A 14,122-nucleotide genomic window follows, 5' to 3' on the forward strand; every position below is an offset into this window, starting at 1 on the left:
TTTCTCACGGAGGGCCGAGACATGGCGACGACGCTCACGACAACGACGCTCATGACATTCGCGCGCAGGACCGCCGGGCCCGGGCTGGCCGCCGGAGCACTGGCGGGCCTCCTCGTGGCGTGCGGGGGCGGAAGCGGCAACGGCGGCAGCTCGTCACCGTCGGCCCCGGAAGAGAGCGGCAAGCCGGGAACCACCCAGGTGGCCGTGAAGCTGGTCGACTTCAAGATGGAGCTGTCCAAGACGACGTTGAAGGCGGGCACCTACACGTTCGTCGTCCACAACGACGGCCATCACGACCACGCCATGGAGATCGAGGGTTCCGGAACGGAACAGAAGACGCGGACGCTGGCGCCCGGAGAGTCGGCGAACCTCACCGTCTCGCTGAAGAACGGCACGTTCCAGGTCTACTGCCCCGTCGACGGCCACAAGGACCTCGGCATGAAGACCCAGCTCACCGTGGGCGGCACCGCCTCGACGAGCAAGAACACCAACACGACCAACGGCAATGGCTACTGAGCGGGCGGCTGAGCGGGCGGCTGGGCGCACGATCGCGATCGTCGCCCTCCGGCTGGCAGCGGCGGGAACGGTCGCGGCCATGGGCGCGATCCACCTGCGCCTCTGGTACGACGGCTACCGCCATCTGGACATGATCGGCCCGCTGTTCCTGCTCAACGCGATCGGGGCCGGGCTGCTCGCGTTGTCGCTGCTGATCACCCCCACCCGCCTCCTGCCCGTCCTCGCCGCGCTGGGAGCGCTCTTCACGGCGGGCACGCTGGCGGCCCTGATCGTCAGCCTCACCTCCGGTCTCTTCGGGTTCCAGGAGACTCTCGACGCGAACCTGGTCAAGCCCACCCTCGCCGTCGAAGCCGCGGGGTGCGTTCTGTTGGCGGCGCTGGCCCTGCTGAGCAGACGCGGCCGGACCGGACATGACCGATGACCGGACATGACCGATGAGTCCCCGGCGGCGGCTCGGTGCACAGAACATCTAGACGGCGCCCGACGCGTGATCCCACCCCCGCAGGACGTCGATCAGCGCCCGCAGTCGCGGCGAGGCCGTGAGCTGTTCCAGGGTGACGGGACGGCCGTCCGCATCCGCGATCGGCAGACGCCAGTTCGGGTACTGGTCCCAGGTGCCGGGGAGGTTCTGCGGGCGGCGGTCGCCGACGCCGTCCGGGAGCCAGACGCCGATCATGCGGGCGGGGGTGCTCGCCAGGAACCGGTGGACGGCCTGGACCTGGGTCTCCTCCGAGGCGCGGTCGCTGGCGCCGCCGGTGCCGGCCAGCAGTCCGAGGCGGGCGAGCAGGGCCAGCCACTCCGCCGTGTCGTTGGCCGCCTCGGCGCGCTCCTCCTCCAGGGTCCCGGTCAACAGGCCCAGCCGGTCGCGGAGTTCGACGTGCTCGCCGGTGAGGCGGGCGGCGGTGGACGGCAGGTCGTGGGTGGTGGCGGTGGCCAGGCAGTCGGCGCGCCAGCGGTCGGGGGGCAGCGGGCGTCCGTCGCCGTCCCAGTCCCGCTCGAACCACAGGACGGACGTGCCGAGCACCCCGCGCTCACGCAGCGCCTCCCGGACACCCGGCTCGACGGTGCCGAGGTCCTCGCCGATCACGATCGCGCCCGCGCGTGAGGCCTCCAGCACCAGGACGGCGAGCATCGCCTCGGCGTCGTAACGGACGTAGGTGCCCTCCGTGGGCGGCTCGCCCTGCGGGACCCACCAGAGGCGGAACAGGCCCATGACGTGGTCGATGCGCAGGGCGCCGGCGTAGCGGAACAGGGCCTTCAGCAGCCGCCGGTAGGGGGCGTAGCCGGACGCGGCCAGCCGGTCGGGGCGCCAGGGCGGCAGGCCCCAGTCCTGGCCGCGGGCGTTGAAGGCGTCCGGCGGGGCGCCGACCGACATCCCGGCCGCGAAGTACTCCTGCTGCGCCCACGCGTCGGCGCCCTCGGGATGCACGCCGACCGCCAGGTCGTGGACGATCCCGACGGGCATGCCCGCCTCACGCGCGGCGCGCTGGACGGCGGTGAGCTGGGTGTCGGTGAGCCAGGCGAGACGGGAATGGAAGTCGACGCGGTCCATCAACTCCCCGCGGGCGCGGTCGGTCTCGGCGGAGCGCGGGTCGCGCAGCCCGGACGGCCACTGCCGCCACCGCGGTCCGTGCACCTCGGCGAGGGCGCACCAGGTGGCGTGGTCCTCCAGGGCCTGTCCCTGCTCGGCGAGGAAGTCGCAGTAGGCGGCGCGCCGACCGGGCCCGAGCGGCACCCGGGCGAGCAGTTCCAGGGCCTCCCGCTTGAGCTCCCACACGGCGTCCCGGTCGATCAACTCCCCCTTTTCCAGCACGGTTTCCCGCAACCGCCCGGCACGCTCGGACAGGGCCCGCAGACGGTCGTCCTGGTCCTGGTCCTGGTTTTGGTTTTGGGCGAGGTACGCGTACTCGGGGACGTTCTCGACGCGCAGATGCACCGGGTCGGGGAAGCGTCGCGAGGAGGGCCGGTACGGGGAGGGGTCGGTCGGGGCGCCGGGCACGGCCGCGTGCAACGGGTTGACCTGCACGAACCCGGCGCCGAGCGCCCGCCCGGCCCAGGCGGTCAGCTCACCGAGGTCACCGAGGTCGCCCATGCCCCAGGAGCGGCGGGAGAGCAGGGAGTACAACTGGACGAGGAGTCCGTACGAGCGTCCCGTGGGCGTGGGCAGGCGCGGCGGGGCGACGACGAGGTGGGCGCTGCCGGTCCGCCCGTCGGGGGCGGTGACGGTCAACTGGTGTACACCGAGCGGGAGTTGGTCGATCGCGTGGTCGATTGCGGGGTCGATCGCGTGGTGGCTCTCGCCCTGCTCGGTCTCGACGTCGAGCCGACTGCCCTCGGGGAGCGCGGCGAGCGCCTCCGCCCGGCTACCGCTCCAGCACACCACCGTCGGCGGCAGCAGTCGCTCGCTCAGCTCCGCCTCCCGGGCGGCGAGCGCGGCGCGGACGGCCTGCGGGGTGCCCGCGTCGACGCCGAGGGCGGCCAGGGCGCGGGTGACGGCGGCGGCCGAGGCCGTGACCGTACGGTCCGGGGAGGGCTGGTAGGACGTGCCGACGCCGTGCAGCGCGGCGAGCCGGGCGAGCTCCTCTCCGGGTGGCGCGGTCATCGCTACGGCCTCGTGGAATCGGAGTCCACGACGCCGAGCGGCGGCTCACTGGTCAGCGGCTCGGCGTCGGGCAGCGGAGGCTCGCTGGTCAGCGGGGGTTCCACGCACGTCCCTTCGGCGCTGAACGCGCACAGGTGGGGGTCGGCGAGGGCGACGGGTGCGTCGGCGGAAGGCTCCGCCGGGCGTTTGGAGTGGGCCGGTGCGATCACGGGGACCTCCTGGTGGATCATGGCGTGGTACTGCGTCGGCTACCGCAGGCCTACCCAGTGAGCGCGATGGCAGACGTCCGACAGATGTCCTGACGTCATTCGACTTCACCGCATTCCTTGCTGCCCTCCCATGGTGCACCGGGATGATCTCCGGTTCCGAGCGTGGGCGCCGAGGAACTCCGTCCAGGCGGCGGGGGCTGACGCCCGGCATGCGGGCGCGTCCCGAAGGGCCCCGTGGCTGTGCCGGTCTGTGTGCGGCGCCACGGGGCATGCAAAAGCCCGGACCGTCTAGGCGGAGATGCCGTCGATCCGGGCCAGGGCGTCGTCCGCGCCGTACGGCTGCAAGTACGGCAGCCAGCGCGGATCCCTATGGCCCGTGCCGATGATGCGCCAGGCGAGACCGGAGGGAGGGGCGGGTTTGTGGCGCAGCCGCCAGCCGATCTCGACGAGGTGCCGGTCGGCCTTGACATGGTTGCAGCGACGGCAGGACGCCACGACGTTGTCCCACACGTGTTTGCCCCCGCGGCTGCGCGGGATGACGTGGTCGACGCTGGTTGCGACGCCACCGCAGTACATGCACCGGCCCCCGTCCCGAGCGAACAGCGCTCGACGGGTGAGAGGAACGGGCCCCCGATAGGGAACCCGGACGAATCGCTTGAGCCGGACCACGCTGGGTGCGGGGACTGTGACGGTCGCGCTGTGCATGAAGGCGCCGGATTCCTCCAGGGAGACTGCCTTGTTCTCCAGGACGAGGATGAGCGCGCGGCGGAGCGGTACGACGCCGAGCGGCTCGTACGACGCGTTGAGGACCAGGACATGCGGCACGGATGCCTCCTTGGGCGTCGGCGGCGCGTGGCTCGCGCCGGGACGATCTGCAGTCAGTCTCTCCTCTTGGCTGGTGGACGCGCCACCATGTCCCGGTAACGGGCTGGGAGTGTTTTCGACCACACCCTGATTTCTCCCCACGATCATGGCCGGTTCAAGCGCAGGTGAGGACCGTCTCTCCTTCACGTATCTCGCCGAACCACTCACACTGCCCCGTTAGTGTGGTGGTTCTGCCTTTCCGGTGACCTTTCCGTGACCTTGCAGCGCGTGTCGCCCTTGACCGCCGCACCGGATGGAGCAGTGCAGCACCTGGAGGTACCTGCCGTGTCCTTGCCCGCCGTCCTACTGGCCGACGCCTCGCCGTCGCCGACTCCCTCGGAGTCGCCGACCACGGTGACGGTCCCGTCCCTTCAGGACGCCCAGGAGAGCGCGACGAACGCGGCCAGCTGGGTCGAGCAGAACTGGTCGACGTGGCTGGCGATCGGCCTGAGGGTCCTGCTGATCCTGGCCATCGCCGTGGTCCTGAGAGTGGTGGTGCAGCGGGCGATCACCAAGCTGATCGACCGGATGAACCGCACCGTCGCATCGGTCGACGGCACGGCGCTGGGCGGGCTGCTGGTCAACACCGAGCGGCGTCGTCAGCGCTCGCAGGCGATCGGCTCGGTGCTGCGTTCGGTGGCGAGTTTCCTGATCCTCGGCACGGCCGCACTGATGGTTCTGGCCACATTCGAGATCAACCTCGCCCCGCTGCTGGCCTCCGCGGGTGTCGCGGGCGTGGCGATCGGTTTCGGCGCGCGCAACCTGGTCACGGACTTCCTCTCCGGCGTCTTCATGATCCTTGAGGACCAGTACGGCGTCGGCGACCAGATCGACGCGGGCGTGGCCACCGGCGAGGTCATAGAGGTGGGCCTGCGCGTGACCAAGCTGCGCGGCGCCAACGGTGAGATCTGGTATGTCCGCAACGGCGAGGTCAAGCGGATCGGCAACCTCTCGCAGGGCTGGGCGACGGCCGGCGTCGACGTCACCGTCAAGGCGTCCGAGGACCTCGACCGGGTCAAGGCCACGCTGGACGAGGTCGCCGAGAAGATGAGCAAGGAAGAGCCCTGGAACGAGCTCCTGTGGAGCCCAATCGAGGTCCTCGGCCTGGACAGCGTCCTGCTGGACTCGATGGTGGTCCGCGTCTCCGCGAAGACGATGCCGGGCAAGGCCCTCTCGGTCGAGCGCGAGCTGCGCTGGCGCGTCAAGCGCGCCTTCGACGCAGCCGACATCCGCATCGTGGGCGGCGAGACCGCCCCCCTCACGGCGGACGTGGCCGACCCGACGGACGGGGTCGCGGCGCCGTCCGTGTTCTCCAACGACGACTCCCCGCAGCATGCGGCGGCGACACCGATCACTCCGCAGCGGGCGGCGACGCCTCAGCCGAAGTAGGAGGCACCGCTCGCCGGCATCCGCCCCCGCGCCCCCGCGCCCCTGAGGTAACGACTCTGTTGCCTCGGGGGCGTTTGCCGTTTCGCGCCTTGACGCCCCCTTCGTGCCGGGCTTACGTTCCTGCCAGCCGATAGGAAACTTTCCTAACAGTGGCCGGAAGTGGACTTGTGTCCCGCGTCACTGAAAAGCTGTGCAGTTCAGAAAGGCAGGTGTCGACCCATGGCAGGAACCGCCGGTACGCCGGGCACGCCGCGCGTCCTGCGCGCCATGAACGACCGCGCCGCCCTCGACCTCCTGCTGGCGCACGGCCCCCTGTCGCGCACCCGCATCGGCAAGCTCACCGGCCTGTCCAAGCCCACCGCCTCACAGCTCCTGGCCCGCCTGGAGGCGGCGGGACTGGTCCTGGCCACCGGCACCACCGAGGGACGCCCGGGCCCCAACGCCCAGCTGTACGAGGTCAACCCGGCCGCCGCGTACGCCGCCGGTCTGGACGTCACCCCCGAACGCGTCCTCGCCGCCGTCGCCGACGTCACCGGCCGCACCGTGGGCACTTACGAGGTGCCCACTCCCGGCCGCAGGACCGCGGGGGCCGTCGTACGGCAGGTCACCGACGCCCTCGACGGCGCGGTGAAGGCCGCACACCTCACCCGGGACGACGTACGGCGGCTCGTCGTCGCCACCCCCGGCGCCTTCGACCCCACCACCGGCCGTCTGCGCTACGCCTCCCACCTGCCCGGCTGGCACTCCCCGACGCTGCTCGACGACCTCGCCGCAGCCCTGCCGATGCCGGTCGAGTACGAGAACGACGTCAACCTCGCCGCCGTCGCCGAACAACGGCTCGGCGCGGCCCGCGACCACGAGGACTTCGTCCTGCTGTGGAACGAGGGCGGTCTCGGCGCCGCCCTCGTCCTCGGCGGCCGGCTGCACCGCGGCTGGACCGGCGGCGCGGGCGAGGTGGGTTTCCTGCCTGTTCCGGGCGCACCCCTGGTCCGGCAGGTGACCAAAGCCAACAGCGGCGGCTACCAGGAGCTGGCGGGCTCGCAGGCCATCCCCGAGCTCGCCCGGGAGCTCGGCATGACCGGCATCCCGTCCGGACCGTACGCCGAGGTCGCAGCCGGGCTCGTCGAGCGGGCCGCCGCGGAGGACACGGTCCTGCACCGGCTGCTGCTCCAGACGTACGCGACCCGGCTCGCGACCGGTCTCGCCTCGCTCGTCTCCGTACTCGACCCCGAACTCGTCGTCCTCAGCGGCGCCAGCCTGACCGCCGGCGGCGAGACACTGCGCGCCCTCGTCCAGGCCGAGCTGGAGGAGCTGGCCGCGTCCCGGCCGAAGCTGGTCATGGGCGACGTCACCGAACAGCCCGTCCTGCGCGGCGCACTGGAGAGCGCGCTGGCCGCCACCCGCGACGAGGTCTTCGACACCTCGCGCTAGCAGCACCCGCTCCCGCACCTCCCCTTCGCCACACCCCGCACGTCACCTGACGTGACACCTCACACCTCACACCTCACTGCCCTGTCCCTGGAAGGCTCCGCCATGCCCACACGCATATCCGAAGTCGTCCGAAAGGCGGCTTTTGCCCTTACCGCCTCCACGGCCCTCCTGCTGAGCACCACCGCCTGCACCGGTCAGTCCGCGGCCGGCGCCGACGACGACGCGTCAAAGGAAACAACCCTTACCTTCTGGCACGCCTGGAGCGCGCCGAACGAGGTCAAGGCCGTCCAGTCGCTGATCTCGGGCTTCGAGAAGACGCACCCCAACATCCATGTGAACGTCGTCGGCAACATGACCGACGACAAGATCAACCAGGCGCTGCGCGCGGGCGGCAGCAAGGCGCCGGACGTGATCTCGTCGTTCACCACCAACAACGTCGGCAAGTTCTGCTCGTCGGGCGCCCTGATCGACCTCAACCCGGACTTCAAGAAGGCGGACATCGACCCGTCCACGACCTTCCCGAAGGCGATGAACCAGTACACCCAGTACGACGGCAACCGCTGTGCCGTCCCCCTGCTGGGCGACGCGTACGGCCTCTACTACAACAAGACGGCGTTCAAGAAGGCGGGCATCACCTCCCCGCCCAAGACCTGGACCGAGTTCGAGGCCGACGCCAAGAAGCTGACGATCCCCGAGGGGAACACGTTCAAGCAGCTCGGCTTCATGCCGGACTACCACGGCTGGGAGACCACCACCGAGCACTACCTCGGCCAGTTCTCCCCGACGTACTTCGACACGGCGGGCAAGTCGACCATCGCCACCGACCCGGCCGTGGCTGCCGCCTTCACCCTCCAGAAGAAGCTCGTCGACGAGCTCGGCGGCTTCAAGAAGCTGGAAACCTTCCGGTCGACGCTCGGCGACGAGTGGGGCCCGAAGCATCCTTTCCAGACCGGCCAGGTCGCCATGCAGCTCGACGGCGAGTGGCGCCTGGGCATGGCCCTGGACGCCAAGCCGGACTTCGAGATCGGCGTCGCCCCGCTGCCCGTCCCTGACGACCAGGCGGCCCAGTACGGCAAGGGCTACATCACCGGCACCATCGCCGGTATCGCCGCCACCAGCAAGAAGCAGAACGCGGCCTGGGAACTGGTGAAGTACATGACCACCGACACGTCCGCGGTGGTCGCCTTCTCCAACGCCATCCACAATGTGCCGTCCACGCTGGCCGCCCTGAAGTCCCCCGACCTGAAGTACGACCCGCGCTTCAAGACCTTCCTCGACATCGCCGCGAACCCGAACTCGACCACCTCCCCGGCCTCGGTCAACGGCGGCGTCTACCTCACCACCGTCCAGCAGCTCGGCTACGACTACGAGAGCGGCAAGGTCACCGACCTGCAGGCAGGCCTGAAGAAGGCGGCCGCGCAGATCGACACGGACATCGCGCAGGCGAAGTAGCGATGGCGGCCACCCACACGTTGCGGGCGAAGCACCGTCGCTCGACGCTGCGCACCCTCGCCTTCCTCTCCCCCTGGCTGATCGGCTTCACGGTCTTCTTCGCGTACCCGATGATCTCGACGGTCTACTTCTCGTTCATGCACTACGACGGCTTCCGGCCGCCGACGTGGAGCGGCACGAAGAACTGGACGTACGTCTTCGAGCACTATCCGTTCTTCTGGCCGGCCCTGCGCAACACCCTCTGGCTCGTCGTGATCATGGTGACCCTGCGGGTCCTGTTCGGACTCGGGATCGGCATGCTGATCACGAAGATCAAGACGGGTACGGGTGTCTTCCGGACCCTGTTCTACCTGCCCTACCTCGCCCCGCCGGTCGCCGCGACGATGGCGTTCGCGTTCCTCCTCAACCCTGGTACGGGCCCGGTCAACTCGATCCTGGAGAAGATCGGCATCCCGGCGCCGGCCTGGTTCAACGACCCGAACTGGTCCAAGCCGGCCCTCACGCTGATGTTCCTGTGGGGCGTGGGCGACCTGATGGTCATCTTCATGGCCGCCCTGCTCGACGTGCCCAGGGAGCAGTACGAGGCGGCGGAGCTGGACGGCGCGTCGGCGTGGCAGCGGTTCCGGTTCGTCACCCTTCCCAACATCTCGCCGATCATCATGTTCGCGGTCGTCACCGGGGTGATCGCGGCGATGCAGTGCTACACCCAGCCGCTCGTCGCCGGAAAGGTCGCCTCGGGCGTGATCCAGGGCGCGGGCACCATGTTCGAGCCCGGCTACCCCGAGCACTCCACGCTCACCCTCCCCCAACTCGTCTACAACCTCGGCTTCCAGCGCTTCGACTACGGCTCCGCCTGTGTCGTCGCCCTGGTCCTGTTCGCCCTGTCCATGGCGTTCACCGCGCTGTTGATGCGGCGCCGGGGCGGTCTCATCCAGGCAGGTGACTGACATGGCCCAGGACACGGCCCACGACACGGCCCAGCGCACCGCCCGAGTACCGGGGCGGCCGGTGGAGTCGAAGGCGCCCGTCTCGCCCGCCGAGCGCACGGCCCGCCGCAGGGCGCTCCTGGAATGGATCGCGGTCCACTCCCTCGGCGTCGCGGCAGCCCTGTTCTTCACGCTCCCCTTCGTGTTCGTCTTCCTGACCTCCCTGATGAGCGACTCGCAGGCGCTCAGCCGGGACCTGATCCCGCACACCTGGGAATGGGCCAACTACCGGAAGGTCTTCGACACCCCCGGTTTCCTCACCTGGTGGAAGAACACGCTGATCTACGCCGGACTGGGAACAGTCCTTACCGTCGTGTCCTCGGTCCCCGTCGCGTACGCGCTCGCCAAGTTCCGCTTCCGGGGCCGCAATCTGACGCTGATGCTGGTGATCTCGATGATGATGCTGCCTCCGCAGGTGGTCGTCATCCCGATGTACCTCTTCTGGGCGAAGCAGCTGGACCTGTCGGGCACCCTGTGGCCGATGATCATCCCGCTGGCGTTCGGCGACGCGTTCTCGATCTTCCTGTTGCGCCAGTTCCTGATGACGATCCCCAACGAGTACGTGGACGCGGCGAAGGTGGACGGCTGCGGTGACCTGCGCACCCTGCTGAAGGTGGTCCTGCCGATGGCCAAGCCGGGCATCGCGGCGATCGCGCTCTTCCAGTTCTTCGCCGCCTGGAACGACTACTTCGGCCCGCAGATCTACACCTCGGAGAACCCGGCCGCCTGGACCCTCTCCTACGGCCTGGAGTCCTTCAAGGGCGCGCACCACACCGACTGGAACCTCACCATGGCGGCCACCGTGCTGGTCATGGCCCCCGTGATCCTCGTGTTCTTCTTCGCCCAGAAGGCGTTCGTCGAAGGTGTCACCCTCACCGGAGTGAAGGGTTAACAAGGCATGAAACTCACTGTGGTCGGCGGCGGCTCGACCTACACACCCGAACTGATCGACGGCTTCGCGCGCCTACGCGACACGCTGCCCGTCGAGGAACTGGTCCTCGTCGACCCGGCGGCCGAACGCCTGGAACTGGTGGGCGGGCTGGCCCGCCGCATCTTCGCCCGCCAGGGCCACCCCGGGCGCATCGTCACGACATCCGACCTGGACGCCGCCGTCGAGGGCGCCGACGCCGTCCTGCTCCAACTCCGCGTCGGCGGCCAGGCGGCCCGTGAGCAGGACGAGACCTGGCCCCTGGAGTGCGGCTGCGTCGGACAGGAGACGACCGGCGCGGGCGGCCTGGCGAAGGCGCTGCGCACCGTCCCCGTGGTCCTGGACATCGCCGAACGCGTCCGGCGCACCAATCCGCACGCCTGGATCATCGACTTCACCAACCCGGTCGGCATCGTCACCCGGGCCCTGCTGGGGGCCGGACACAAGGCGGTCGGCCTGTGCAACGTGGCGATCGGCCTCCAGCGCAAGTTCGCCGGCCTGCTCGACGTCACCCCGGCCGACCTCCATCTGGACCACGTGGGCCTCAACCACCTCACCTGGGAGACGGGGGTCCGCCTGGACGGCCCCGAGGGCGAGGACGTCCTGCCGGACCTCCTGACCAACCACGCCGACGCGATCGCCGCCGATCTGCGGCTGCCCCGCGAGGTCCTGGACCGCCTCGGCGTGGTCCCGTCGTACTACCTGCGCTACTACTACGCGCACGACGAGGTCGTACGGGAACTGCGCACCAAGCCGTCGCGGGCGGCCGAAGTCGCGGCGATGGAACGCGAGTTGCTGGCGCTGTACGCCGACCCGGCGCTGGCCGAGAAGCCGGCGCTGCTGGCGAAGCGCGGCGGCGCCTACTACTCGGAGGCGGCGGTGGATCTGGCGGCGGCCCTGCTCACCGGCTCCGGCAGCCCGTACCAGGTGGTGAACACCCGCAACAACGGCACGCTGCCCTTCCTCCCGGACGACGCGGTGATCGAGGTCCAGGCGGCGGTGGGCCCCAAGGGCGCCTCCCCCCTCCCCGTACCGCCGGTGGACCCCCTGTTCGCGGGCCTGACGGCGAACGTGACGGCCTATGAGGACCTGGCCCTGGACGCGGCCCTGCACGGCGGCCGCAACCGCGTCTTCAAGGCGCTTCTCTCCCACCCGCTGGTCGCCCAGTACGAGTACGCCGAGCAACTGACCGACCGACTGATCGCACACAACCGGGAGCACCTCGCGTGGGCCTGACGGCAAGTGTGCTCGCCATCGACGCGGGCAACAGCAAGACCGACGTCGCGGTCGTGGCGGCCGACGGAGAGGTCCTCGGCACGGCCCGCGGCGGCGGCTTCCGCCCGCCCGCGGTGGGTGTGGAGACGGCCGTCGACGCCCTGGCCGACACCGTCACGCGCGCGTACCGGACAGCCGGCGTCAGCACGGCGACCCATGTCTCCGCCTGCCTGGCCAACGCCGACCTGCCGGTCGAGGAGGAACAGTTGGCGGCGGCCCTGCACGCGCGCGCGTGGGGCGCGTCCGTGGACGTCCGCAACGACACCTTCGCGATCCTGCGGGCGGGCGTGGCCGACCCCCTGGGCGTGGCCGTCGTCTGCGGCGCCGGCATCAACTGCGTGGGCATGCGCCCCGACGGCCGCACCGCCCGCTTCCCGGCGCTGGGCCGCCTCTCCGGCGACTGGGGCGGCGGCTGGGGCCTGGCCGAGGAGGCCGTCTGGCACGGGGCACGGGCGGAGGACGGCAGGGGCGCCCCCACGGCCCTGGCCCGCACGCTCCCGGCCCACTTCGGCCTGCCGTCCATGTACGCCCTGATCGAGTCCCTGCACCTGGAGCACATCCCGCCGTCCCGCCGCCACGAACTGACCCCGGTCCTGTTCGCGACGGCGACCGCGGGCGACCCCGTGGCCCGCACGCTCGTCGACCGCCTGGCGGAGGAGGTGGTCACCATGGCGACGGTGGCGCTGACCCGCCTGGAGATGCTGGAGGAGGAAACGCCGGTGCTGCTGGGCGGAGGAGTTCTGACGGCGGGCCACGCGCAACTGGACGACCGGGTGCGGGAACTGCTCGCGGCCAGGGCGCCGAAGGCGGTGCCGAACGTGGTGCGCGCCCGTCCCGTGCTGGGGGCGGCCCTGCTGGGTCTCGACCGACTCGGCGCCGGGGCTCAGGTGCAGCGGTCGGTGCGGGCCTACTTCGAGAACCCCGGCCCTGCCGTCGTCCCGAGGGAACCGAATGTGCGCCCACGACGTATTCATGAGCAGGGGTGACTGCGATCTGATCAAGATCCAGTGAAGGCCGGTGCGCACAACACCTCCCGCCAGCGATACTTACCGGCGGGAGCTGACCATGGGGGAGGTCAAACAGTGGCAAGCCTGGCGAACCCGCCGACCAGTACGACACCACCGCCGACACGCCGTACGGCATTCGCCGAGGGCGTTGACAAGGCGCGCGCCGCGGCGACCACGGAGCCGGGCCGACTGCGCATCATCGGCGCCTTCCTCGCCCTTCTCGTCCTCGCCTTCGGCGCCGTGACGGCCTGGCAGACGACCGACCGCGAGGCCGCCGCCGACGACGTGCTGCACAAGAGCCAGCCGCTCAGCGCGGCCGCCGCCGACATCTACCGCTCCCTCGCCGACGCCAACACGGCCGCCTCCAGCGGCTTCCTGGCGGGCGGCCAGGAGACGGCGGAGTCCCGGCAGCGCTACGAGGACGACATCGACAAGGCCGCCTCCAAGCTCGTCACCGCGGCCAACAACGCCGACCCCGACTCCCCCTCCACGGCGGTCATCACCAAGCTGAACAAGCTGCTGCCCGAGTACAAGGGTCTGGTGGAGCGCGCGCGGACGTACAACCGGCAGGGCTTCCCGGTCGGCGGCGCCTATCTGCGGTACGCCAACCAGAAGATGCAGCAGGACATGCTCCCGGCGGCCGAGGATCTCTACAAGAAGGAGAACCAGCGCCTCCAGGACGACTACGGCCACGCCACCCCCTACCCGTGGGCGGCGATCGCGCTGGGCGTCCTCGCGCTGGCCGGTCTCGCCTGGGCGCAGCACCGCAACTACCGCCGCACGAACCGGGTCCTGAACCACGGCCTGGTCGCCGCGTCGGGGGCCACCGCTGTCGTCCTGCTCTGGCTGGTCGTCGGCCACAGCGTGGCCCGCGCGGGTCTGAACGACTCCTACGACAACGGCGTCCGTTCGCTGAACGTCCTGCACGACGCCCGGATCGCCTCCCTCAAGGCGCGCGGCAACGAGAACCTGACGCTGGTGGCGCGCGGCGCCGAGACGGTGAAGGTGTCGGCCGACGGCGCAGATGTCACGCTCGACAAGTACGACCACGACTTCGCCACCGACATGACCGCCCTCGGCAAGGGCCTCACCCTGGCGGCGAAGCTAGCCGACGACCAGTCGGGCGAGAAGCCGGTCGCCTCGGCCGAGAGCAACATGGCGGAGTGGAAGAAGCGCCACACAGCGGCCCGCTCGCAGGACGACAACGGCAACTACGAGCAGGCGCTGGCCCTGGTCATAGGCGGCAAGGACGCGACGGGTGCGTGCTTCGACAGCGTCGACCAGAACCTCGCGGACGCGCTGGCGCACGAGCAGGTCGAGTTCCAGCAGGCGGCCGGGGACGGTCTGGACGCGATGACCGGCCTGGCGGTCGGCGCCGCCGTGCTCGCCGTGCTGGGCGCCGCGGGCGCGGTCCTCGGCATCGGCCGCAGGCTGTCGGAGTACCGGTGAAAGGGGGCGTGGCG

At 70.5% G+C, this 14,122-nt stretch carries 13 protein-coding genes; 10 read left to right on the forward strand and 3 right to left on the reverse strand.

What is annotated here, in order from left to right:
* The first annotated feature begins 21 nt into the window (after positions 1-21).
* Complete coding sequence (locus ACZ5SK_RS39395; RefSeq protein WP_334579828.1) at positions 22-516, forward strand: cupredoxin domain-containing protein; 495 nt, start codon at positions 22-24, stop codon at positions 514-516.
* Positions 506-937: a hypothetical protein gene (locus ACZ5SK_RS39400; protein ID WP_457494376.1), complete on the forward strand. Its 432-nt coding sequence runs from the start codon at positions 506-508 to the stop codon at positions 935-937. Before ACZ5SK_RS39395 ends, ACZ5SK_RS39400 begins: the two co-directional genes overlap by 11 nt.
* A gap of 48 nt (positions 938-985) precedes the next feature.
* Here the strand turns inward: ACZ5SK_RS39400 and malQ are convergent, their stop codons facing one another.
* The 3 genes from malQ to ACZ5SK_RS39415 form a co-directional block, all read right to left on the reverse strand.
* Positions 986-3,118, reverse strand: a complete 2,133-nt coding sequence (malQ, locus tag ACZ5SK_RS39405; protein WP_468577318.1) for a 4-alpha-glucanotransferase — start codon at positions 3,116-3,118, stop codon at positions 986-988.
* 2 nt (positions 3,119-3,120) lie between these two features.
* The gene (locus tag ACZ5SK_RS39410; RefSeq protein WP_079662215.1) at positions 3,121-3,348 is read right to left on the reverse strand and encodes a hypothetical protein; all 228 of its coding nucleotides are present in this window, start codon (positions 3,346-3,348) and stop codon (positions 3,121-3,123) included.
* A 267-nt stretch (positions 3,349-3,615) separates the two neighbouring features.
* Positions 3,616-4,152, reverse strand: coding sequence for an HNH endonuclease (locus ACZ5SK_RS39415; RefSeq protein ID WP_069772758.1), 537 nt, complete (start codon positions 4,150-4,152; stop codon positions 3,616-3,618).
* A 324-nt stretch (positions 4,153-4,476) separates the two neighbouring features.
* Here ACZ5SK_RS39415 and ACZ5SK_RS39420 point away from each other — a divergent pair, with 324 nt between their 5' ends.
* The 8 genes from ACZ5SK_RS39420 (at position 4,477) to ACZ5SK_RS39455 (ending at position 14,108) form a co-directional block, all read left to right on the forward strand.
* On the forward strand, positions 4,477-5,580 hold the full coding sequence (locus ACZ5SK_RS39420) for a mechanosensitive ion channel family protein (RefSeq protein WP_361700576.1): 1,104 nt from the start codon (positions 4,477-4,479) through the stop codon (positions 5,578-5,580).
* Between the two features lie 219 nt (positions 5,581-5,799).
* A complete protein-coding gene (locus ACZ5SK_RS39425) occupies positions 5,800-7,011 on the forward strand; it encodes an ROK family transcriptional regulator (protein ID WP_361700578.1) in 1,212 nt (403 codons plus the stop codon).
* Positions 7,012-7,113: 102 nt separating this feature from the next.
* The gene (locus ACZ5SK_RS39430; RefSeq protein ID WP_334579823.1) at positions 7,114-8,463 is read left to right on the forward strand and encodes an ABC transporter substrate-binding protein; all 1,350 of its coding nucleotides are present in this window, start codon (positions 7,114-7,116) and stop codon (positions 8,461-8,463) included.
* A 2-nt stretch (positions 8,464-8,465) separates the two neighbouring features.
* Positions 8,466-9,410, forward strand: a complete 945-nt coding sequence (locus ACZ5SK_RS39435; RefSeq protein ID WP_334579822.1) for a carbohydrate ABC transporter permease — start codon at positions 8,466-8,468, stop codon at positions 9,408-9,410.
* A 1-nt stretch (position 9,411) separates the two neighbouring features.
* The gene (locus ACZ5SK_RS39440) at positions 9,412-10,341 is read left to right on the forward strand and encodes a carbohydrate ABC transporter permease (RefSeq protein WP_457494378.1); all 930 of its coding nucleotides are present in this window, start codon (positions 9,412-9,414) and stop codon (positions 10,339-10,341) included.
* A 6-nt stretch (positions 10,342-10,347) separates the two neighbouring features.
* Positions 10,348-11,613 (forward strand): 6-phospho-beta-glucosidase, encoded by a 1,266-nt coding sequence (locus tag ACZ5SK_RS39445; protein WP_334579820.1) that lies wholly within the window; start codon positions 10,348-10,350, stop codon positions 11,611-11,613.
* On the forward strand, positions 11,604-12,638 hold the full coding sequence (locus tag ACZ5SK_RS39450) for an N-acetylglucosamine kinase (RefSeq protein ID WP_334579819.1): 1,035 nt from the start codon (positions 11,604-11,606) through the stop codon (positions 12,636-12,638). Before ACZ5SK_RS39445 ends, ACZ5SK_RS39450 begins: the two co-directional genes overlap by 10 nt.
* 96 nt (positions 12,639-12,734) lie before the next feature.
* Positions 12,735-14,108: a hypothetical protein gene (locus ACZ5SK_RS39455; RefSeq protein WP_334579818.1), complete on the forward strand. Its 1,374-nt coding sequence runs from the start codon at positions 12,735-12,737 to the stop codon at positions 14,106-14,108.
* The last annotated feature ends 14 nt before the right edge of the window (positions 14,109-14,122 follow it).

It is taken from the genome of Streptomyces sp. NPDC031474 (genome assembly GCF_055581185.1).